Below are 22327 nucleotides of genomic sequence, written 5' to 3'. Positions count from 1 at the left end.
TGGAAAGGGGCGGCTCCTGGCGGGCCGCCCTTTTTTGGCTCTGCACAGCCAGGCCGTAGCCTGCGCCCTTACGGATAAAGACGGGTGCGTGTCCAGTCCTGATCCGGGGCGGGGCGGCGGAACACGATGCGATCATGCAGGCGGAATGCGCCATCGTGCCAGAACTCAATGGAGAGGGGGGGGAGGCGGAAGCCGGTCCAGTGCGGGGGGCGAGGCACGCTGCCCAGCGCATATCTGGCGGTGACTTTCGCCACGGCCGCCTCCAGTGCAAAACGCCCTTCCAGCGGACGGGATTGCTGGCTGGCCCATGCGCCAAGCTGGGAGAGACGCGCCCGGCTGGCGAAATAGGCATCAGCCTCTTCATCCGAAACCCGCTCTACCGGGCCGCGCACGCGCACTTGCCGACGCAGGCTTTTCCAGTGAAAAACCAGTGCTGCCCGCGGATTGGCCGCCAGCTCCCGGCCCTTTGCGCTTTCAGTGTTGGTGTAGAAGACGAAGCCGTGCTCATCCACGCCCTTCAGCAGCACCATGCGGGCATCGGGCATGCCCTCCTCATCCACCGTGGCCAGCATCATGGCGTTGGGGTCGTTCAGCTCGCTTTTGCCAGCATCGGAAAGCCATTCGGCAAACAGGCGAAAAGGCTCTTTTGCCTCGGTAAAATCACCGGATGTTAAGGAGTTCCGGGCTTCCTTGGGTTGATCTGTCGTCATTGTGGGAGCCCTCAGTGTCTCTGCCAGTTCCGGCCATGCCCGAACGGGGCCGGCTGCCCCCTTATAGAAGCCTTGCCGGCATTCGCGAAGGCTTGCGTGCGGGCCGGGGCATGCTTGTGCTGGCGCTTGTTGTCGCATGCACAGGCTGCGCGGGGCTGGAGGGTGCTTATGATGACCCTATGGTGGAAACCGGCTCTGTTCCCGCGCGGCAAGGTGTGTTTGAGCCGCCCATCGGCAAGGCCCCGGAAGGGGTTTCCGTCTCGGATTGGCGCATGGCCACGCTGGCGCTGGATGAGGCACTGAAGGCCCCCCAGATCGACACCAGTATTTCATGGGAAAATCCCATTACCGGTGCGCGTGGCACATCCACCCCCATCGGTGCGGAAGCAGATGGCCAGTGTCGGGATTTCATGATCGCCATTCTGGCAGCTCCGTCGGCCGATAGATGGGTGAGCGGGCAAGCCTGCCGCAGGACAGGAAAGACCGTGCTTTCGGATGTGAGGATGCTGGAGCGCAGCTGAATCCGCCCTCAGCTTTGCAATGCAACAAAAAATCAGGGTTGCATTTCTTGCGGGCGTTGCATTTTCTGCCGTCCGGGCCCACATCCTTCATGCGGCCGGCAGCAGAAGCGCTGGCCGGTGAGGTGAATTTTCATGCGTGATCCATACGACGTCCTCGGCATTTCCAAGACTGCCGACGAAGCCGAGATCAAGCGCGCCTATCGGCGTCTGGCGAAGAAACTGCATCCTGATGCCAATGCTGATGATCCCAAGGCGCAGGACAAGTTTGCGGAGCTGAACACTGCCCACGAGATTCTCGCGGACAAGGAAAAACGTGGCCAGTATGACCGCGGCGAGATTGACGCCGAAGGCAAACCGCGTGCGCCGGAATTTTCCGGGTTCGGGGGGCGGCGCGGTGGCGCAGGTGGGCCCGGCGGCTTCTCCGGTTTCGATGGCGATACCATTTTCGAAAGCTTCTCTTTCGGGCCGGAAGGGATGCGCCGCCAGAATGCGGGTGGGCGCGGAGCCGGTTTTGAGGATCTGGGCGATATTTTCGGCTTTGGTCGTCAGCGCCGCAGTGCGGGTGGTGGTTTCCAGCCTACACCCGGTGCGGATGTTGAGCTGTCTCTCGAAGTGAGCCTGGAAGATGCAACCGCAGGCGCAAAAAAGCGTGTGACCCTGCCCAATGGCAAGCAGATCGAGATCAAGATCGCGGCCGGCACGCGCGAGGGGCATCGCATGCGCCTGAAGGGGCAGGGCCAGCCCGGCCCGGCCGGTGGGCCGATGGGGGATGCCTATGTCACCATCAATTATGCGCCGCATGCCGTGTTCGAGCGCGAGGGGGATGACCTGCGCCAGAATGTTGATGTGCTGCTGTCCGATGCCGTGCTCGGCGCCAAGGTGCGCGTGCGCACACTGACGGGGCAGGTGGAACTGGCCGTGCCGGAGTGGACATCCGGCGGGCGTACATTCCGCCTGCGCGGCAAGGGGCTGCCAAAGGAAAAAGGCGGCCATGGCGACATGAAGGTGCGGCTCAACATCATTTTGCCCGAGGGCAGGGATGAGGAGCTGATTGCGCTGATGCAGAAGCGCAGGGACGCGGCCGCCTGAGCCGCGTTCTTCTTTCTGTCGTAAGCCCGGAGGCAATGCGGCGGGCTTTTGCCGCCGTTTCTGCGGGTGAAACTCAGTTGCGTGCAAGGGCAGAACTGTTTGCGGATATTGCCGAAATAATGAGCCTTTTGGCGTTTCATTACTCTGCGAATATGCCTACAGTTTGGGCCCGGCTATGAAAATCCAATGGTGGGCTATGTTCCTCGAACTGCAAAATCTGTATTTTGAAGATCTGACACTGGGGCAGACAGAGCGTCTGTCCAAGACGGTGTCTTCTGATGATATTGTGGGCTTCGCCGAATTGACCGGTGATCGCAACCCCATCCATCTCTCTGAACATTTCGCGGCGCAGACCACCTTTGGCGGGCGTATCGCCCATGGGCTTTATACGGCTGGCCTGATCTCGGCTGTTCTGGGAACCCGCCTGCCGGGGCCGGGCGCCATCTATCTCTCCCAGACTCTGAACTTCCGTGCGCCTGTTCGCATTGATGATACGGTGGATGTGGAAGTGAAGGTGGTGGAGCTGATGGCTGAGAAGTGCCGCGCGCGGCTTTCTTGTGTCTGCTCGGTCAAGGGCGAGGTTGTGCTGGATGGAGAGGCCTGGGTGAAGGTGCCTTCCTCCGTGCCGAAAGAGGAAAGAGAGAAAAAATCCTCGGCGGCGTGACAAAACCGGCTTTGAATGAGCCGGAACAGATGACACCGGGCAGCGTTGTTTTGCCCGGTGTGTTTTTCAGGGCTTGGGAGGGCGTGCATGTTTGAGTCGGCGAAGGTGGAGCACACGCTCGATAAAGCGGCCTTCAAGGCGCTGGAACCGGGCTTGAGAGAAGAGTTGCTCAACCTTCAGTTCCAGCTCATTGACCAGAACCGGCGCAGTTTGCTGGTTTTGATTCATGGGCCGGATGGTGCCGGCAAGGGCGCTGTGCTCAACCGTTTGTACGACTGGCTGGATATCCGAAAGCTGGACACGCTGACGTACAAATCCCTTTGCCATCGCAAAGGGCAGGGGGAAGAGCGCAGGCATCCGCCCATGTGGAAATACTGGCGTGGCCTACCGCCTTTCGGCGATATCGGCCTCATGCTGGGCTCCTGGTATCATGAGCCCCTTTGCAGATGGGCGCTGGAGCAGGGTGATGACGCCGACCTGACCAGCGACATCGACCATATCCGTCGTTTTGAGGCCATGCTGGATTCAGAAGGCGTGAGCCTGCTGAAGATCTGGCTGTATCTGGATCATAAAGAAGCGCGCAAACGCCTCAAGGCCCTGACCAAGGGCGCTTACAAGCGCCCGGTGGTGCGTGAGTGGGAAGAGCTGGATTCTCCTAAAGCGCGGGCGCGCGTGGGCCGGGTGGCGGAAGAGGTGGCCCGTTCCACCTCAACAGATTATGCGCCCTGGCAGGTGGTGCCGGCGAGCGACGCCAATTATCGCGATGCCACGATCGGTGGCGTCTTGCTGGAAAAATTGCGTCGCATGACTGCCGGTACAATGGAGATGAATGGCGGCAGCTCAACCGGCACCGTTGTATCCTCACATAATCCCAGCGCCTTGCCGCATTTTTCCATTCTTTCCACGCTGGATCTTTCCCAGAAGCTGGAGAAAAAGGATTACGAGGTCCAGCTGGCGCGGGAACAGCATCGCATTACTGTCGCAACGTCTTCGAAAGCCTTTGCCGAGCGCGGCCTTGTCATCGCCTTCGAGGGCAGTGATGCTGCCGGGAAAAGCTCTGCCATCATGCGGTTGCGAGAGGCTTTGGACCCACGTTATTTCCGTGTCTATCCCATTGCGGCTCCCACGGATGAAGAGCGGGCACGGCCGTATCTGTGGCGCTTCTGGCGGCGGATTCTCTCCCATGGCCAGACGGCGATTTTTGATCGCTCATGGTATGGGCGCGTGTTGGTGGAGCGTGTCGAAAAGCTCTGCTCGCATGATGACTGGAGCCGGGCTTATGGCGAAATCAATGATTTCGAGGCAGAGCTTTCCGACTCCGGTCTCATCGTGGTGAAGTTCTGGCTCGCGATCAGCCAGGATGAGCAGGCGCGCCGCTTTGAAGCACGGGAGACTGTGCCCTACAAGCGCTTCAAGCTGACCCCGGAAGACTGGCGCAACCGTGCCAAATGGCCTCTCTACGAAGCTGCGGTGACAGAGATGGTGGACCGTACCTCCACCCGTATCGCCCCCTGGACACTGGTTGAGGCGGAAGACAAGCGTTTTGCCCGTGTGAAAGTGCTGCGCACTATTGCGGACAGGCTGGAAGAAGCCTTGGGTGGTTGAGACAATCACAATTGATCTGCGGAAGTGAAATCATCCGGGAAAGGTGAACCCACTCCGCAAGAAGAGAGTTCCCATCTGTTCTCAGGTGGGAATCTCTGCTTTTGAAACGCTGGTCTCCGACGAGATCTCTACGCGGCCCCGTCCATTTTCCTTCGCCTTGTACATGGCGCGATCCGCTGTATCCAAAAGGGCAGCGGCTGTGATGTCATCATGGGGTGCGGCCAGAGCCACGCCTACGCAGGCGCCGATGGAAACCGTCAGATCACCCAGGGGGAAGGGTTTGCACAGGGCTTCTTGCACCTTGTGCGCCACGAGAAGGCTGCTGGCCCTGTCCGTGACCATGGGCAGCAACACGACGAATTCGTCGCCTCCCAAGCGCCCCACCGTATCTTCTGCCCGCACGCTGGCAATCAGGCGTTCGGCCACAGCCTTCAGCAACATGTCGCCCACGGCGTGTCCATAGGTATCGTTGACGGGTTTGAAACGGTCCAGATCCACAAACAGAATTGCAACAGGCACATTGAGACGCTGGCTTTGGGTCAATGCCTGTTCGGCGCGGTCCAGCAACAGGGTTCTGTTTGGCAGGCTGGTGAGCGGATCAAAGTTTGCCTTGTGCCAAAGCTGATCTTCCTTCTCCTTGCGTTCTGTAATGTCGGAGAGCACGCCGACATAGCCCGTGCACGCGCCGGTGGAGTGGTGGATGGCTGCGTTGATGACAAGGCGCTCAACAAAAGTACGGCCGCTCTTGTGGCGGTTGGTGATCTCTCCTTCCCAGGACCCTTTGGTCGCCAGGCTCTCATACATGGCGCGGAAGAAGGCGGCATCATGCACCCCCGAGGACAGGACATTGGGATGCTTCCCGATGACCTCCCGTGCGCTGTAGCCGGTGATCTTGGTGAAAGCCTTATTGACCGCGCGGATCACACCCTTGGCATCTGTCACCATGATGCCTTCAGTGGTGGAATCAAAAACAAGCTGGCTGATGACCTGCTTTTCCTTCTGGCGGATCAGTTCGGTCACATTGCTGAAGCCGATGATTGCGCCTGAGGCATGGCCGTCCGCATCTGTGGGGATGCGCCTGGAATTGAATGTCGCCCACACGCGCTGCTTGTGTTTATCAAGCGTATAGAGCAGCTCATCTTGCAGATCCTGCATCAGTGCGCGCCAACTGGGGCGTTCCTTTTCCCTCAGTTCGCGCCCGGTCGGGTCGAAGAGGGGCTTGGCACGACGCTTCAGATCTTCTTCATGCGTCGTCAGAATATCAAGGGCAGCGCTGTTATAGGCCACGAACTGGCCTTGCCCATCCACCACCACCATGCCTGCGGGAACAGCCTCGAAGATGGTGCGATAGCGGGCTTCACTTTCTTTCAGCTGGCGTTCAAGACGGAACCGCGACGTGACATCATGAATGATGGAATAGAGGACGGTGCGGCCGGTCAGATTCACTGGCCCGGCATAAACTTCCACCTGCCTGATTTCGCCATCCGCCAGACGGTGGGGAAACAGAAAGGAGGGGCGCTGGGCCGCGAGTGCTTCGGCCATGTGCTGACGAATTTCATCAACGGGCAGACAATTGACGTCGCTGATCTGAAGTTTGAGGAACTGTTCGCGCGTGTAACGATAGAAATCGCAAGCGGCCTTGTTCGCCTCGATGATCCGCCCGGTTTTGGGATCGGAGATAATCTTGATGGAATGGTTCTGGTCAAAGAGCCCATGGTAAAGGGCTTCTTGCTCCGCCAGTTCCTTTCGCTTCCGCTCCAGCCGCACCATGAGGAATACGATGGCCGCGATCAGTATGGAGAGAAGCCCCAGATTGGTGAAGGCGTAACTGCGATTCTCCTCAATATGCGTGTTTACCTCATGAAGAATGCTGGCCTCAGAAAGAGAGACGGTCACAATAACCGGGTAAACGGCAAGATGATCCCACGCTAGAACGCTATCGGTTTCCGGTGACGAGGGGTTCTTGTTCTTGAAAAGAACGGAGCCTCTATGGGACGCGCTTGTTTCCAGATAGGGTACATCAGCAGGCACTTTGGCACCAAACTGGCCGGGCTGGCTGCTGGCCAGAATCTGGCCATCGGGCACAAGCACAAGCTTGGCGCTATCGCCCGGAGATTGGGTGATGCTGGCCAGTTGAGATGAAAAATAGGTATGCGGAATATCGGCAACCATCGTGCCGACGACCCTTCCGCCCTGCACCAGCGGACGCGCGAAACGCACCTCGGCATTTTTCGTGGCGTCATCATGAGCGCCCACAATCAGATAAGGCCCATTCAGTGGCAGGTGACGGGCCCTCAGCACCGTACTTTGCGCCGTGGTGAGGCGCATGGGCGCTTGAGCTGGGTCTGTTGAGGCCCGCAGCTCTCCCGATGCGCGATACAGCGAAATGCGGGCTTCTCCCGGCAAGGGGAAGAAAGAGAGCATCCGCGCCACGGAATTCTCGAAATTCGGGGAGGTGTGCAGACCTTCCTGCTGCAACCCGAGCAGAAAGCGATCTATCGCCCGAAAGGTGGATTCGAATTCCTGATCCAGCACATGGGCAACTTGTGTTGCGCGGGCCTGCGCAGAAATGCGGGCCGTATCCCGGCGCTCTTCATAGGTGCCTTCGAGGTGAACCCAATAGGCGAAAAAAAGCAATATTATAAATGAGATAAGGAGGGCAATCCGTCTTTCGGAATAGAATTTGAACAGACGCATCACACCTTACTCACTGAGCGGCAACGGCTCTTGGTTCCCCAAGCTGCCCTTAGGGTATCAAAGCTACATTACGTATTTTTACGGGAAACGAAAGACGTAGATCCAACGACCCCATGGAATGGACCTGAGGTGGAGGGTCTGATGGGGCGAAGCGGCTATGAACTGAACGGATAGAGTACATATTGTGCCCGTTATTGCGCATGCCGCATTCTCTTTCTGTTCCCTTATGTTCGGATGCCTGTGCCACATACATCTGAAAATAAAAGGAAACTGGCTGGGGCGGGAGGGTTCGAACCTCCGCATGGCGGAATCAAAATCCGCTGCCTTACCACTTGGCTACGCCCCAATCCGGCCGGGCGCGCAACATATCGCTGCTGATGGCATCTGTCCAATCCCTTGTGAATGAGATGTGCATATCTGCGCAGGAAAAACTGTTTTTTGCCTGGCATGGCCGGTTCATATGTCAGGTGTTATCTGGTTGTACCCGGATCACAGGTGGAGAGAGTGGATGATGTTTCCCGGCTGGCGCTTTCATGTGCGCACAGTGTGCTGGAGTGGGCTGCTAGCTCTGGCGCTGGTATTTGTGCTGCCGTTTTCTGCGCATGCCGTTGCGGGCGAAAGCCGTATGAAACGGTGTGGTGATGAATGGTCCGCGGTGAAGGCCGCCGGGAAAGTACCGGCCAGCCAAAGTTGGAAAGAATTCTACGCCGCATGCAGTGCACGCCTGAAGAAGCAGGATTCTGCGCAGCAGAAGAGAGGCGAGGACGGACGCAGAAAGCCTATGGCGCAAGCATCGTCATCTGCTGGAAGCGCTGAGGCACACCGCAAATCCGCAACCTCGCAGAAGCCCGGCAAAAAGGAACCGACACCGGGCCAGCGCGCGGCTCGCCAGCGGCAGAAGAAATGCGGTGCGGAATGGCGTGAACAGAAGGCGGCCGGGAAAATTCAGGCAGGGCAGAAATGGCCGCAATTCTGGAGTGATTGTAACGCCCGGCTCAAGCGCTCAGGGCAGTAGATGGGTTTGTGTCATATGGCGAACATGTGGGCAAAAAAGATTTCTGGATCTTCTCTGGTCACGTCTTGAATGCCGGCTGACGTTCCTCGGCTCGCCAAACCTTGGGACGCCAGCCATGCGTGCAAACAGAATGTTGGCTCAGTTTCCGCTGAAGCGGGGCGCGCGCTTCTCTGCAAAGGCGAGGCGGCCTTCACGATAATCCGCACTGGCATTGGCCTGCGCGGTGGCCTTGCGGGCTTCAGCCAGTACAGCTTGCGCTCCGCTTTCGGCCGCCCGAATGCCAAGCTTGGCGGCTTTCAGCGTAATAGGGGCATTTTCGGCGATGCGGCGCGCCAGTTTTTCGGCGGCGTCATCAGCCTCAGCTGTTGTGGTGAGCTGGTCGATCGCCCCCATTTCATAGGCACGCTGCGCACCGATCCGATCGGCCGTGAAAAAGAGCTGTCGCGTGCCCTGGCTGCCGAAGGCGCGCAACAGCCGGTTCATGCCGCGCGGATCATAACCCAGCCCCAGCCGTGCGGCGGGAATGGCAAAGAAAGCGTCATCTGAAGCGATGCGCAGATCGCAACTGGCGGCCAGCGCCGCCCCCGCACCAACACATGCGCCGCGGATCAGCGCAATAGTGGGGCAGGAGAGGCTTTCCACCGCCGCGCAGGCGGCTTCCACGAAATCATCATAGCTTTGCGCGCCGGAAGCATCTGAGCGGGCAGCATCAAAATCCGAAATGTCGGCACCACCTGAAAAGGCTTTTTCCCCTTCGCCGCGAAGGATCGCTGCGCGAATATCCTGCCGTCCTTTGGCCTCGGCCGCAAAGCTTGACAGCGCCTGCCACATGGCGCTGGAAATGGCATTTCGCCGGTCGGGGTTTGAAAGTACGAGGCGGGCAATGCCCTGCTCAATGGTTATGGCGATGGAGCCTGCCACCGTGGATCTCCCATTTTCAAGCCTGTGCTGCACCATGCAGGATGTTGCAACGGGGTGGCAGCCATATTGCGGCTGCGCAGAAGCTGCACATTGCCTGAAAAGCGGCAGCATGGCCATGGGCGTGGAAGATGATGCGAAAGGGAAGGCGAAACAGGGCGGCACCGCAGGGTGCCGCCCCGTCCCGACGGGTGCCGGTCAGGGCTTGGCACCCGAAGCCAAGAATGGAGAACATTCTTGATCTAAATCGATTCAGTTCGCGTCTTCTTTGAAGCCTTGCGCAGATAACTGCAAGGTCGAAGGCGCTGAAAACGGGCGCAACCGTTATTTTTTGAGCGGGTCGGGGCGAATGAGGCTTATTCCTTGCGGAAAACGACGCTGCCGATGAAACCAACAACCAGGCTGCCAATGGCTACGGCGATGCCATAGAAAAGGCCATCATTCTGGGCAAAGGTGGCCAGCTCCTGTTCAAAGCCACTTCTCTGGACATGAAAATGGTTGGTGGTGCGGGCAATCACCCGCCCTTCACGCAGCAGCTTCACGCTGACTTCATATTGCCCCAGCGGTGCGCGACCGGGAATCTGTAATTCCGCACGGAAGACACCGGGCGCGATGAAGCGGACGCCATTGGGGGCTTCCTGATAAAACTGCTCGCTCTCCTGAATGCGCAGAAACGCCGTGCGGAACGGATCTGTCGGCACCACATCGGCAAAATCCGGCCCTATCCTTTGCAGCAGAATGTTGCGCACAAGACCGATCTGCTCATTCCGCAATTGGGCAGGCGAGGCCATCTCCTCAACCGGGCGGGAGGATTGGACGCTGAGAAATGAGGGCGCTTCAACAAAGTTGCGCCGGTCTGTATTCACCCACAGGCCCAGAACCTGTGATTTTCGCCAGGTGACAAAGCTGGCTTTCGGGCCACGCACGGTAATCACCACATCGGGGTCCGGGTCTTTTTCATCAGCCTTTTCGGCTACGCCAAACAGCACCAGTTCCGCGCCGGTGAAGCTGGAAGTGATGCGCACATCCGGCTGGGAGATGGACAGCACGACCTTTTCCCGAGAGGTGCCCTGTGCACAGGCCGAAGATACGGCCACAACAGACAGAAAGCCCGTCACGAGCAGCATTGCGCACTGCCGGAAGGCCGAAAGACGGGCCATGCTGGTAGCAGTCATGGCGCAAGCTCCGTTTCTGTCACGACATAGAGATCGTGCGGGACACGCACCAGATCCACAGCCACGCGCACGCCAACGGAGAGCACCAGTAGCGCCAGCAGAAAACGCAGATTCTCCGGCCGCATGGTTTGCCCGGTGCGTGCGCCAAACTGCGCGCCCATGGTGCCGCCAATCATCAGCACAAAAGCCAGCATTGCATCCACAGAGCCATTGGAGGCCGCATGCAGAATGGTGGCGGAAGCCATGGTGGCAACGGTGAGCACCATGGAGGTGCCAACGGATGTGGTGGTAGGCACACGCAGCAGATAGATCAGCGCCGGCACCAGAATGAAGCCACCCCCCACACCCAGCACCGCGCCCAGCACACCAATCATGAAACCGAGCCCGGCTACAGGAATGGCGGAGACATAGATACGGGAGCGGCGAAAACGCATTTTCAGCGGCAACCGCATGATCCAGCTATGGGTTCCGGGCCGGCGTACAATCGGCTTGTTGCCCTTGCGGGTGCGGACAATGGCGCGCACGCTTTCCGTCAGCATCATCAGGCCGATGCCGCCCAGAAGCAGCGTGTAGGAAATGCGGATGATGAGATCCACCTGGCCGACACTGCTCAGCCATGTAAACAGCGCCACACCACAGCCTGTGCCAATCACACCTCCGGCGAGCAGTACGCCGGCAAGGGGCAGGTCCACGAGCCCCTTGCGCAAATAGGCCAGCGCTCCAGAAAATGAGGAGGCCGCCATATAGGGCGAAACACTGGCCACGGCCACGGTGGATGGAATGCCGGTGAAGATGAGCAGCGGTGTCAGCAAAAAACCGCCACCCACGCCAAACATGCCAGAAATGAAGCCTACTGCGAGGCCCATGGCGAAGATGGTGAAAATCGCCACCGGCAATTCGGCGATCGGCAGATAAATGGTCACTGGGCCCACCCGTCACAGGTCAGGGGGAGAAAAAGAGAACTGTGCGCCATTGGTCCCGGAGTCGGAAAAAGATGCAATCGGAAAGGCCATTATCTTCCAGACATCCTGCCCTGAAGCGTCCCTTGAAATGGCGTTTCGGGCCGGATGCCGGAAGATATGCTGCGAGGTTGTCACAGGCCGATCAGATGGGCGATCTCGGCGGCGGCGAGCGCCGGGGCCAGCGTACCCTGCGCCACGGCTTCCTCAAGGGCGGGCAATCGGGCTTTCACCGAGGCGTCGGTCATTACGCGTTCATTGAGGCGTTCATTCAGCAAGGTCCACATCCAGCGCACCTGCTGGGCCTGCCGGGTGGCCTGAAAGCTGCCGGCAGCTTCGCATTTCTGGCGATGCAGCTCCACCTGCTCCCACACTTCCGGCATGCCATTTCCGGTGAGCGCGGAATAGGTCAGCACCGGTGGAGACCAGTGCGCCTGACGTGCGCCCAGCAGATGTAGGGCGGCGCGATATTCACTGGCGGCAGCCCGCGCGCGCGGGATATTGTCGCCATCGGCCTTGTTGACGGCCACGATATCCGCCAACTCCAGCACGCCCTTCTTGATGCCCTGCAACTCATCGCCCGCACCGGGCAGCATCAGCACCAGAAAGGTGTCCGTCAGATCCGCCACTGCGGTTTCGGACTGGCCGACCCCCACGGTTTCCACCAGCACGACATCAAAGCCGGCGGCTTCGCACAGCAGCATGGTTTCGCGGGTCTTGGCGGCAATGCCCCCCAGCGTGCCGCCGGAGGGGGAGGGGCGCACAAAGGCGTTTGGGTCCACGGCCAGCCGGGCCATGCGGGTCTTGTCACCCAGAATGGAGCCGCCGGTGCGGGAAGAGGAGGGGTCTACCGCCAGTACCGCGACCTTGTGGCCCCGGCCTGTCAGATAAGTGCCCAGCTCATCAATGGTGGTGGATTTGCCAACGCCGGGCACACCCGTAATACCCACCCGGAACGCATTGCCGGTGCGTGGCAACAGGGATTGCAGCAGGGCCTGCGCCCGCTGGCGGTGGTCGCTGCGACGCGATTCCACAAGCGTGATGGCCCGCGCCAGCGCTGCGCGCTCGCCCTTCAGCACGCCTTCAGCAAGCTTGGCGTCATCCTCGTTCCGCACGGCCGTCATGCCTTTCGTCCCTCCCGCGCCTGTATGCGCCTGTTCAGAATGCATGGGGGGAACTCGTCATGCCCGGACGGTAAAGTCCAGCCCTATTTGTGTCGGAAAGGTTACAGAGGCCCGTAATTGTGGCGCGGAAAGCGGGGCATCATGAGGCGATGCGAAGGATTCCGCTGGTATCCACCTTGCGCAGGGCATCTGCGGCGCGGGTTCCGTCCACCACCAGATCCGGCGCGATCTCCACCAGAGGCACCAGCACGAAGGCCCGCTCCAGCAGGCGTGGATGGGGAATCTGCAACACGTCATCGTCGCAGGCCTGAGAGCCGAAGAGCAGAAGGTCGATATCAATGCGGCGAGGCCCGTAACGCACTTCCCGCGCCCGATCCCGGCCCAGCGTGCGCTCAACGCTGAGCGCCAGATCCAGCAAGGCATGGGCGGGCAGGGGGCTGGCCACCTTCACGACCTGATTAAGATAAGGCCCTTGCGGAATCGGTCCCCATGGCGGGGTTTCATACAGGGCGGAACGCTCTTCCATACGCACGCCGGCCGCTTCCAGCATCTTCAGAGCCTGAGCCAGCGTGGCGGCGCGATCTCCCACATTCGCACCAAGGCACAGATAGGCGGGTTCACCACTCAGAGGCGCAGCGGATGGTGCCGGAGACATGGCGATATCCTGAATCATGACGCGCCTCTTATGGCTTCGGCGATACGGGCAGCCTGAAAATGAGCCGCCACATCGTGAACGCGGATAATCTCCACACCGGCCATCAGGCCAATGACATTGGAGGCAATGGTGCCGGGCAGGCGCTGTTCCGGGGTACTCTCCACCAGCTTGCCGATGAAGGATTTGCGCGAGGTGCCCAGCAGAATGGGCAGGCCCAGCACGCGCAATTCCCCCAGCCGGCGAATGGCGTCCAGATTCTGCTCCAGGCTCTTGCCAAAGCCGATGCCTGGGTCCAGCACCAGCTTTTCGCGCCGCACGCCAGCCTTTTCCGCCTGCTCAATGGCGCGGGAAAAGAAGGTGCGCATGTCGTCCACAATATCCAGCGCGGGATCAATCTGCGTGCGATTGTGCATGAGGATGGCGGCTGCATCGAAATCCGCCACGACATGCGCCATCTCCGCATCATGCGAGAAGCCCCACACATCATTCACGATGACAGCACCCTGTTCCAAAGCGCGCCGGGCCACGGCGGCCTTGTAGCTGTCTATGGAAATGGGGAGGGCCGTTTCCTGCGGCAGGGCCGCCATCACCGGGGCAAGACGCGCCCATTCGTCTTCTGCTGAGAGGGGCGTGTGGCCAGGACGGGTGGATTCGCCGCCAATATCCAGAATATCCGCGCCTTCCGCCGCCATGCGCCGCGCATTGGCCAACGCATCTGTCACAGCAAAATTATGCCCGCCATCCGAGAACGAATCTGGCGTCACATTCAATATGCCCATCACCAGCGCCCTGGGCCCCAGCGTCAGTGCGCGCCCACAGGCCGTGAGCGTACGGGATGGCGCAAAATGAAACGGGGAGGAGGCGGATGCAGACATGAGAGGCCATGCAGTTTGTAGGGTGAAAGCGAATGAAGCCGAGCTTCGGAAAGGGCGCACTCAACTCCGCCTGTGCGTGCAAGGCAAGCGATAGGAGGCGAAACCTGCGAATTTCCCATGCCGCCGGGTGCTGGTACGGCGAAGTGGAGGGAGCCTCTCTCTTCGCCTTTTGCATCAATCCCGTTTATGTTCGGCACTATTGCATATGCTGCGTTCAGTTGGTCGATCTCGGGATAATTCCCCGCAAGAAAATGATTTCACCTTCAGTGTATATCACCCCTGTCCTCCCGTGAAGTGAGAAAGCGCGGGCGTTATGGAACATTCTCGTGTTTGTGGCCCATCAGGGTTGAAAGATCTGACATTTTGGAAACAGGGAGAGGCTGCAATGCCCGCCATTTATCTGGCTGATCGTGTGCTGATGCGCGCGGCTGGCTCGCAAGCCGGCCATTTTCTGCATGGGGTTGTGACCTGCAATGTCGTCGATCTGGCGCAGGGGCAGGCCCGTTATGGCGCCATGTTGCAGCCGCAGGGCAAGATCATTGCGGATTTCCTGCTCTATCGCGAGAATGAGGAGAGCTTTCTTCTGGATGCGCCGGCCGAGGTGGCGGAAAACCTGCTCAAGCGCCTCACCCTGTTGCGTCTTCGGGCCCAACTGACGCTGGAAAGGCTGGATGATCTGGCTGTGGCGGCTCTGTTTGGAACGCAGGCCATGCCAGAAGGGGCTGTCGCTTATGCTGATCCGCGCCTTGAAGCGCTGGGACAGCGTCTGGTGATGCCATGCGCGGCGGCGGAAGGGCTGGAGCAGGATGTGGCCTTGTATGAGGCGCATCGCATCAGCCTCGGCATTCCGAGGGGCGGGGTGGATTTCGCTTATGGTGACGCCTTCCCGCATGAGGTGGATATGGACCAGATCGGTGGCGTCGATTTCGACAAGGGTTGTTATGTTGGGCAGGAGGTGGTGAGCCGTATGGAACACCGCTCCACACCACGCAACCGCATCGTGCAGGCATTGTTTCCTCGGGAGGCTGTGGCCGGTGGAGAGATTCTGGCCGGAGAGAAGGTGGCGGGCCGCATCACTTCCGCAGCCGGTCGGCAGGCGATTGCGACCGTGCGGCTGGACCGGACGGGAGATGCGCAGGCCAAAGGTGTGCCCCTGCTGGTGGATGGCGTGGAAATTGAACTGCAACGCCCCGCCTGGGCGCATTTCGACATGACATGGACCCGCAAGGAGAGCCCGCTGGATACCGTGCAGAAGGCCGGAGGCTGAGATGCAGGCGGATGCTCTGCTGCATGAGGATGGCCTGGCGCGCTGTCCGTGGTGTGGCACGGACCCGCTCTATGTGTCGTATCATGATACAGAGTGGGGCGTGCCGGAGCATGACAGCCGGGCCTTGTTTGAAAAGCTGGTTCTGGATGGTTTCCAGGCCGGCCTTGCCTGGATCACCATTTTGCGCAAGCGGGAGAATTTCCGCCGGGCCTTTGATGGTTTCGACCCTGCCCTTATGGCCCGTTATGATGCGGCCAGGGTGGACGTGCTGATGCAGGATGCCGGGATTGTGCGTAACCGCGCCAAGATTGAGGGGGCGGTGATTTCGGCCCGCATCTATCTGGATCTACAGCAGAAGGGTATCTCCTTCGCGGATCTGATGTGGGATGCGGTGGATGGGGAAACGCAGGTGAACCGCCCCATGAGCCTGAGCGATATTCCGGCGCAGACCGAAGCCTCGCGGGCCTTGTCGAAGCGCTTGAAGGGGCTGGGCTTCAAATTCTGTGGCCCCACCATTGTTTATGCCGCCATGCAGGCTTGCGGGCTGGTGGATGACCATCTCGCCACCTGCCATTGTGCGCGACGGAATTAAGAGGCGCTGAAAGGCGAAGCGCCGGTACGGGCGCTTCGCCATTTGTGGAACCGGATGCCGCTCAGAAGCGGGTAACGATTTTCGCCAGATCGGGGCGGGGGCGTTCTTCCAGCTTCTGCACCGGGGTGCCGACATACATGAAGCCGGCCACGCGCTCCTGTTCGCTCAGGCCCAGCGCTTCGCGGGCACGGGCGTCGAAAGCCGGCCATTCTGTAATCCAGGTGGCGCCATAGCCCAGAGCGATGGAGGCCAGCAGAATATTCTGGCAGCAGGCCGCAGCCGACATCATCTGCTCCCATTCGGGGATCTTGGGATGATGCTGGGGGGTGAACACAACGGCGATGACCATGGCCGAACGCAGGAAGCGTCCGCGTTCATCCTTCAGCCGCTGTTCGTCAGCCTCCGGGTTGTCCTGCGCCCAGATGCGGGCAAAGACCTCGCCCGCACGGGCCCGTGCATCGCCTTCAAACAGGATGAAACGCCAGGGGGCGAGCCGGGCATGGTCCGGCACACGGGAGGCGATGGTCAGCAGGGTTTCAAGGTCTTCTCCCGCCGGGGCGGGGGCTTGCAGATCCATCAGCCGGAAAGAGCGGCGCGTGCGCAGGAGGTCCAGTGCATCAGGCGAAGCGCCATTCACAGGGGCGGATGTGGGGGCAGGTGTGGAGGCAGGTGTGGGGGCAGGCATGGGGCAATGTCTCCGAACAACCCTGAGCGGAGCAGGGCCAAATGGGGGAAGCAATGGGCTCAAGGCAACAGGCCATGCGCAGAGCGTTCCCCGGCACAGCCAGCGGACCAAGCTATAGCTCAGCCCTGCCGGAAAGGCAGCCTTTCGCAGATATTGAGGCGGGTTTGCCGCAGTGGGCCATGAGATCTTTCAACGGGATCTTTCAACGGGATCTTTCAGCATGGACTTGAAAGCGCCTTGAATTTTGTGCACCTGAGAAGCATGACCCCATTGCACAGTTCGTGGATGGTTCGGGCGCTGCCCGGCCGCGTTCACTTTTCCCCCAGCGGGCGCAGTTTTGCGCGCATGGCTCTGGCAACCCTGTTGGCTGTGGGCAGCCCTGTGCTGGCTGGGCGGCCGGTGCAGGCGCAGACCATGCAGTTTTTAGGGATTACTCCGCCTTCGGAACAGACTGTGGGCCCTTTCTCGGGTTCGGGTGATGAGTTGTTGCAGCCCGGTGCACAGGGGCAGGAAACCCGGATGGGGCCTCACACCGTGTTGCCCGAGGCCCCGGAAGGCAAGGTGGCGCTGGGCCTGTTCGCCAGCTTCGGGGAGGGTAAAAAGCCGATCTCCAGAGGGGTGGTCTGGCGCGTGTTCGCGGCGCAACCCGATACGGAAACCGGGGCCTTCCCGCTGGTGGCGGAGCAGGATGGGGCGGCGCCCGTCTTCTTTCTCTCTCCGGGCAGCTACATTGTGCACGCCTCTTACGGGCAGGTTTCAATGGCGAAGGAGCTGAGCATTGGCCAGTTGCCGGTGCGTGAAGAATTTGCCCTGCCGGCCGGAGGGTTGCGGTTGAAGGCGGATGTGAAAGAGCAGCCGATCTCCACCCAGCTGCTGACCTTCGATATTTTTGAAGGTTCCTTCCTGCAAGGGCGGGCATCATCCCAGCCCTACTACAAGGGGGCCGCGCCCGGCGAAGTGGTGCTGCTGCCAGAGGGCACCTATCATGTTGTTTCCACTTATGGCGATGCCAATGCGGTGGTCAGCGCGGATGTGAATGTGGTGCCCGGCAAGCTCACGGATGCGACCATGCATCATCGCGCAGCAGAAGTGTCCATGACGCTGGTGCGCGATGGCAGCAGCAAAGCGGTACAAAATACCCAGTGGACCATAATTACCCCCGGTGGCGACACCATCAAGGAATCCATCAGTGCGGAGCCGACCTTCGTGCTTTCGGAAGGTATTTATACGGCCATCGGGCGGTATAATGGCACAAATTATAGCCGCGAATTCAAGGTGGAAGCCGGGAATAATCAGCGGATTGCAGTGAAGATGAAGGCGGAGAAATAAGCCGCTTTCTGCTGCGGTGCATTTCGGGAACGTGCTGTGCAAGCATGAAAAAAGCCCCCTGAGAATCCTCAGGGGGCTTTTTTTGTGTGGAGATGATGCACGGCCTCAGGCGGCTGGCGCAGCCTTGTCATTCAGATCAGGCGGCACGGCCTCCTTCACCAGTGCGGCCACCACATCTTCGAGTGCGCCGTTGGTCTGATCGCGCGAGCCGAGGCGGCGGATGGAGAGTGTGCGTTCGGCAGCTTCCTTCTTGCCGGCCACCAGCATCACCGGAACCTTGGAGAGGGAGTGTTCGCGCACCTTGAGATTGATCTTCTCGTTGCGCACATCCACTTCCGCCCGCAGGCCGGCTTCACGCAGCTTCGCCACCACCTCTTGGGCGTAATCATCGGCGTCTGAGGTGATGGTGGCGACCACCACCTGTGTTGGCGCAAGCCACAGCGGGAAATGCCCGGCAAAATGCTCGATGAGAATGCCGGTGAAGCGCTCCATCGAACCGCAGATGGCGCGGTGGATCATCACCGGGGTTTTCTTCTGGCCGTCCGCATCCACATAGAAGGCGCCGAAGCGCTCCGGCAGGTTGAAATCCACCTGCGTGGTGCCACACTGCCATTCACGGCCGATGGCGTCCTTCAGCGTGTATTCGAACTTGGGGCCATAAAATGCGCCTTCACCCGGCAGAATGCCGGTGGTGATGCGATCGCCATATTTCTCTTCAATCTGCTTCAGCACGCGTTGCATCACGTCTTCGGCGTGATCCCACACGGCATCCGAACCCACGCGCTTTTCCGGGCGGGTTGAGAGCTTCACGATGATCTTGTCAAAGCCGAAGTCTGCATAGGTGGAGAGGATGAGATCATTGATCTTCATACACTCTTCCGCCATCTGCTCCTCGGTGCAGAAGACGTGGGCATCATCCTGCGTGAAGCCGCGCACGCGCATCAGCCCATGCAGTGCGCCGGAAGGCTCATAGCGGTGTACCACGCCGAACTCGGCCAGACGCAACGGCAGATCGCGATAGCTCTTCAGGCCGTGCTTGAAGATTTGCACATGGCCAGGGCAGTTCATCGGCTTCAGGGCGAAGACGCGCTCATCGCGCACTTCATCACCGGCAGACTGCACCTTGAACATGTTCTCCTTGTACCAGCCCCAATGGCCGGAGGTTTCCCAGAGAACGGAGTCCATCACCTGCGGGGCGTTGACTTCCTTGTAATCAGCCTTCAGGCGGCGGCGCATATAGGCCACCAGTTCCTGAAACAGCGTCCAGCCCTTGGGGTGCCAGAACACCGTGCCGGGGGCTTCTTCCTGAAAGTGGAACAGGTCCATCTCACGGCCGAGGCGGCGATGGTCGCGCTTCTCCGCCTCTTCCAGGCGGTGAATATAGGCGTCCAGTTCCTTCTGGTCGTGCCAGGCGGTGCCATAGATGCGGGTCAGCATGGGGTTGTTGCTGTCGCCGCGCCAATAGGCTCCTGCCACCTTCATCAGCTTGAAGGCATTGCCAACCTTGCCAGTGGAGGGCAGATGCGGACCGCGGCACAGATCGAACCAGTCGCCCTGTTTGTAGATCTTCACATCCTGATCTTCAGGAATGGCGTCCACAAGCTGCACCTTGTAGGTCTCGCCCATTTCAGCAAAGACGCGCTTGGCCTCATCGCGGCCCCACACTTCCTTGGTGAAGGGGCGATCCCTGGCGATAATCTCGCGCATCTTCTTCTCGATGACCGGCAGGTCCTCGGTGGTGAAGGGCTCGTTGCGGGCGAAATCGTAATAGAAACCGTTCTCGATCACCGGGCCGATGGTGACCTGTGTGCCCGGCCACAGCGCCTGAACCGCCTCTGCCAGCACATGGGCGGCATCGTGGCGAATCATCTCAAGCGCACGCGGGTCTTCACGCGTCACGATCTCGAAGGTGGCGTCGTTGCTGATGGGCGCAGCCAGATCGGCAAGCTCGCCATCCAGAGTGACGGCCACGGCCTTCTTGGCCAGAGACTTGGAAATCTGGGCGGCAATTTCTGCGCCGGAAATCCCCGCAGGATATTCGCGCTTGGCGCCATCGGGGAACGTCAGTGCAATCATCTTTGTCCTCCTGCCCACTCCTGCGGACCGCGCAGGTAGGCTGAATCTGTCTCTATATGGGACGGCACCCTTTAAGAGGGAAGAGGCGCTGCGTCCAGAGCCTGCAACCCGCAATATATCTGCCATGCAGATGCGGCAGAGGGACGACGAGGCGGGATTTCAGGTGCGGGGGTGAAAAATGCAACCCGTCTGGGCCTGTCAGACAGCCACAATCAGCGGCCTTTCGCTTTTTGCCCCCTTTTCCCATGGGGCAGGCTCGGTTAATTCAGAAAGGGGGTGTGGTTCGGTGCTGCACGGCTTTGGAGGTGCGTTGCAGCCTTTGATCTCGAACCATGCGGAGTGGCTGGCGCGGAAGGATGGCAGGGCACATCCTTCGCCTGCATTAAGCAGGAGTTAATCAAGCCCGGTGAAACATGCCTCCCGAATGGGATGCGAGGAATGAGGCCGGAATGATATCACGCACCATCAAGACCCTGGCCCTCGCTGCGGTGTTGCAGACGGGCTGGTTCGGTCTTTCCGCTCAGGCTCAGGCGCCGGTGCCGCCGCGTGGCGTGGGCGCAACCATGGATATTGGCGACCAGCCCGGCTACGTCCCGCCAGCCGATGATTCCGCCATGCTGGAGCCGGCCTTCCGCCGCCAGCCCGTATATTTCCGCACCACGGAGCCGCCGGGCACCATCATCATCCATACGGATGAGCGCTTCCTCTATCTGGTGGAAGGCGATAACCGCGCCATGCGTTATGGAATCGGCGTGGGGCGCGATGGCTTCCAGTGGGGTGGGCTGAAGAAGATCGTGCGCAAGGCCGAGTGGCCGGATTGGCGTCCGCCGCCGGAGATGATCCAGCGCCAGCCCTATTTGCCGCGCTTCATGGCAGGCGGGCCGGGCAACCCCATGGGTGCGCGTGCACTCTATATTGGCGGCACCGTCTACCGTATTCACGGCACCAACCAGCCGCAGACCATTGGCTATGCGGTGTCATCGGGCTGTTTCCGTCTCGTGAACAGTGACATCATCGACCTGTATCAGCGCGTGCCCGTTGGCACCAAGGTGGTGGTGCGACAGAAAGCGGCCCTGTGAGGGGGAGCTTTCTGACCGATCTGAACTTCCTGCCTAACCAGCATCTCAACCGGGGGCATTCATGAAGAAGATCCTGGGCCTTCTGGCCGGCGCTGCGGCGCTTATCACCGCAGGGGCTACGGCCACAGGCGCCTCGGCGCAGACTCTGAACCAGGTCAAGGAACGTGGCGAACTGATCTGCGGGGTCTCCAAGGGGCTGCCCGGCTTCTCCGCCAAGGATGCCGAAGGCAAATGGACCGGCTTTGATGTCGATCTGTGCCGGGGGGTGGCCGCCGCCGTTCTGGGTGACGCCCAGAAGGTGAAGTTCGTGCCGCTTTCCGCAGATGAACGCTTCCCCGCCTTGCAGAAGGGTGAGATTGATGTGCTCTCGCGCAACTCCACCTGGACACTGGAGCGCGAGGGTGATCTCGGCCTGCTGTTCGCCGGTGTCTCCTATTATGACGGGCAGGGCTTCATGGTGCCCTTCTCACGCAACCTCACCTCTGCTCTGGAGCTGGGAAAGTCCAAGGTGTGCGTGCAGTCCGGCACCACGGCTGGCGGCAATGTGGAAGACTATTTCAAGACCAATGGCATGGAGCTTGAACTCGTCACCCTGCCGGATTCCGATGGCGTTGTGGCCTCTTACAAGGACGGCAAGTGCGACGTGATAAGCGCGGATATGTCCCAGCTTTATGCGTTGCGCCTGAAACTGGACAAGCCGGCGGACCATATCGTGTTGCCGGATGTCGTCTCCAAGGAGCCGCTGGGGCCGGTGGTGCGCCAGGGGGATGACCAGTGGTTCAACATCATCAAGTGGGTGCTTTATGGCATGATGAATGCCGAAGAGCTGGGCGTAACCTCTCAGAACATGGATGAGGCGCTCAAGTCCCAGAAGCCGCAGGTGAAGCAGTTGCTGGGCATTGACAGCACTGCCGGCAGGGCGCTGGGGCTGCCGAATGATTATGTGGTGCTGGTGGTGAAGGCCGTTGGCAATTATGGCGAGAGCTATGAACGCAATGTGGGCACCGGCTCCAAGCTGGGTATTCCGCGCGGCATCAACCAACTCTGGAATATGGGTGGCATCCAGTATGCCCCGCCGGTGAAATAAGCTTCGATTCAGCGCTTTTTCCGCCCATCATGGTGCCGTCCGGTTGTTGCCGGGCGGCATTTTTATTGCGGGGATTCCGGGCTCATTTCCGGGTGCGCTGGTGCGGGCGCTTTTCATGGGCGGGAAGGCCGTGCATCGTAGGTCTCATATGGGCCTGCCATCAGGACAGGCCGGACTGGGCATGCAGCATCCGCGCCTCATGATC

The 22327-nt window shown here is 60.1% G+C and carries 20 protein-coding genes and 1 tRNA gene; 10 read left to right on the top strand and 11 right to left on the bottom strand.

Annotated elements, in window-relative coordinates:
* Window positions 1-68: 68 nt before the first annotated feature.
* Window positions 69-710, bottom strand: coding sequence for a pyridoxamine 5'-phosphate oxidase (gene pdxH / locus ACT6QH_RS12860; protein ID WP_444975219.1), 642 nt, complete (start codon window positions 708-710; stop codon window positions 69-71).
* A 14-nt stretch (window positions 711-724) separates the two neighbouring features.
* Between pdxH and ACT6QH_RS12855 the strand changes: the two genes are divergently transcribed.
* The 4 genes from ACT6QH_RS12855 to pap all read left to right on the top strand — a co-directional run bounded on the left by ACT6QH_RS12855 (window position 725) and on the right by pap (window position 4589).
* Window positions 725-1231 carry an RT0821/Lpp0805 family surface protein gene (locus ACT6QH_RS12855; RefSeq protein WP_444975218.1) on the top strand — a complete coding sequence of 169 codons (507 nt, stop codon included), beginning with the start codon at window positions 725-727 and terminating at the stop codon, window positions 1229-1231.
* A gap of 132 nt (window positions 1232-1363) precedes the next feature.
* On the top strand, window positions 1364-2320 hold the full coding sequence (locus ACT6QH_RS12850; protein ID WP_444975217.1) for a DnaJ C-terminal domain-containing protein: 957 nt from the start codon (window positions 1364-1366) through the stop codon (window positions 2318-2320).
* Window positions 2321-2516: 196 nt separating this feature from the next.
* The gene (locus ACT6QH_RS12845; protein WP_444975216.1) at window positions 2517-2984 is read left to right on the top strand and encodes a MaoC family dehydratase; all 468 of its coding nucleotides are present in this window, start codon (window positions 2517-2519) and stop codon (window positions 2982-2984) included.
* 87 nt (window positions 2985-3071) lie between these two features.
* A complete protein-coding gene (pap, locus tag ACT6QH_RS12840; protein ID WP_444975215.1) occupies window positions 3072-4589 on the top strand; it encodes a polyphosphate:AMP phosphotransferase in 1518 nt (505 codons plus the stop codon).
* 81 nt (window positions 4590-4670) lie between these two features.
* Here pap and ACT6QH_RS12835 read toward each other — a convergent pair whose 3' ends face one another.
* Together ACT6QH_RS12835 and ACT6QH_RS12830 are read right to left on the bottom strand one after the other, a co-directional pair.
* Window positions 4671-7226: a PAS domain S-box protein gene (locus ACT6QH_RS12835; RefSeq protein ID WP_444975214.1), complete on the bottom strand. Its 2556-nt coding sequence runs from the start codon at window positions 7224-7226 to the stop codon at window positions 4671-4673.
* Between the two features lie 331 nt (window positions 7227-7557).
* A tRNA-Gln gene (locus tag ACT6QH_RS12830) sits at window positions 7558-7632 on the bottom strand.
* 162 nt (window positions 7633-7794) lie between these two features.
* On the opposite strand from ACT6QH_RS12830, the gene ACT6QH_RS12825 reads away from it, so the two are divergent.
* Window positions 7795-8301, top strand: coding sequence for a hypothetical protein (locus ACT6QH_RS12825; RefSeq protein ID WP_444975213.1), 507 nt, complete (start codon window positions 7795-7797; stop codon window positions 8299-8301).
* 138 nt (window positions 8302-8439) lie between these two features.
* Here ACT6QH_RS12825 and ACT6QH_RS12820 read toward each other — a convergent pair whose 3' ends face one another.
* The 6 genes from ACT6QH_RS12820 to folP form a co-directional block, all read right to left on the bottom strand.
* On the bottom strand, window positions 8440-9222 hold the full coding sequence (locus ACT6QH_RS12820; protein ID WP_444975212.1) for an enoyl-CoA hydratase-related protein: 783 nt from the start codon (window positions 9220-9222) through the stop codon (window positions 8440-8442).
* A 353-nt stretch (window positions 9223-9575) separates the two neighbouring features.
* Window positions 9576-10394 (bottom strand): TIGR02186 family protein, encoded by an 819-nt coding sequence (locus tag ACT6QH_RS12815; protein ID WP_444975211.1) that lies wholly within the window; start codon window positions 10392-10394, stop codon window positions 9576-9578.
* Window positions 10391-11317: a sulfite exporter TauE/SafE family protein gene (locus ACT6QH_RS12810; protein ID WP_444975210.1), complete on the bottom strand. Its 927-nt coding sequence runs from the start codon at window positions 11315-11317 to the stop codon at window positions 10391-10393. Before ACT6QH_RS12810 ends, ACT6QH_RS12815 begins: the two co-directional genes overlap by 4 nt.
* A 170-nt stretch (window positions 11318-11487) precedes the next feature.
* Window positions 11488-12477 carry a methylmalonyl Co-A mutase-associated GTPase MeaB gene (meaB, locus tag ACT6QH_RS12805; protein WP_444975209.1) on the bottom strand — a complete coding sequence of 330 codons (990 nt, stop codon included), beginning with the start codon at window positions 12475-12477 and terminating at the stop codon, window positions 11488-11490.
* Between the two features lie 139 nt (window positions 12478-12616).
* Entirely contained in the window at window positions 12617-13150 is a 534-nt protein-coding gene (gene folK / locus ACT6QH_RS12800; RefSeq protein ID WP_444975208.1) for a 2-amino-4-hydroxy-6-hydroxymethyldihydropteridine diphosphokinase, read from the bottom strand.
* Window positions 13147-14007, bottom strand: coding sequence for a dihydropteroate synthase (gene folP / locus ACT6QH_RS12795; RefSeq protein WP_444975207.1), 861 nt, complete (start codon window positions 14005-14007; stop codon window positions 13147-13149). The genes folK and folP overlap by 4 nt, the downstream gene beginning before the upstream one ends.
* 385 nt (window positions 14008-14392) lie before the next feature.
* Here folP and ygfZ point away from each other — a divergent pair, with 385 nt between their 5' ends.
* A complete protein-coding gene (ygfZ, locus tag ACT6QH_RS12790; protein WP_444975206.1) occupies window positions 14393-15274 on the top strand; it encodes a CAF17-like 4Fe-4S cluster assembly/insertion protein YgfZ in 882 nt (293 codons plus the stop codon).
* Window position 15275: 1 nt separating this feature from the next.
* Complete coding sequence (locus ACT6QH_RS12785) at window positions 15276-15866, top strand: DNA-3-methyladenine glycosylase I (protein WP_444975205.1); 591 nt, start codon at window positions 15276-15278, stop codon at window positions 15864-15866.
* Window positions 15867-15927: 61 nt separating this feature from the next.
* Here ACT6QH_RS12785 and ACT6QH_RS12780 read toward each other — a convergent pair whose 3' ends face one another.
* Window positions 15928-16551 (bottom strand): nitroreductase family protein, encoded by a 624-nt coding sequence (locus ACT6QH_RS12780; RefSeq protein ID WP_444975204.1) that lies wholly within the window; start codon window positions 16549-16551, stop codon window positions 15928-15930.
* Window positions 16552-16812: 261 nt separating this feature from the next.
* On the opposite strand from ACT6QH_RS12780, the gene ACT6QH_RS12775 reads away from it, so the two are divergent.
* On the top strand, window positions 16813-17880 hold the full coding sequence (locus ACT6QH_RS12775; RefSeq protein ID WP_444975203.1) for an RgsD C-terminal domain-containing protein: 1068 nt from the start codon (window positions 16813-16815) through the stop codon (window positions 17878-17880).
* A gap of 105 nt (window positions 17881-17985) precedes the next feature.
* On the opposite strand, the gene thrS is transcribed toward ACT6QH_RS12775, so the two are convergent.
* Window positions 17986-19956, bottom strand: coding sequence for a threonine--tRNA ligase (gene thrS, locus ACT6QH_RS12770; RefSeq protein WP_444975202.1), 1971 nt, complete (start codon window positions 19954-19956; stop codon window positions 17986-17988).
* Window positions 19957-20405: 449 nt separating this feature from the next.
* Here thrS and ACT6QH_RS12765 point away from each other — a divergent pair, with 449 nt between their 5' ends.
* Entirely contained in the window at window positions 20406-21035 is a 630-nt protein-coding gene (locus ACT6QH_RS12765) for a L,D-transpeptidase (RefSeq protein WP_444975201.1), read from the top strand.
* Window positions 21036-21096: 61 nt separating this feature from the next.
* Window positions 21097-22122, top strand: a complete 1026-nt coding sequence (locus ACT6QH_RS12760) for an amino acid ABC transporter substrate-binding protein (RefSeq protein WP_444975200.1) — start codon at window positions 21097-21099, stop codon at window positions 22120-22122.
* The last annotated feature ends 205 nt before the right edge of the window (window positions 22123-22327 follow it).

The organism is Haloleucobacter albus (genome assembly GCF_052492075.1).
Note: the sequence above shows the minus strand (reverse complement) of the source record. Positions and strands in the feature narration are given on the sequence as shown.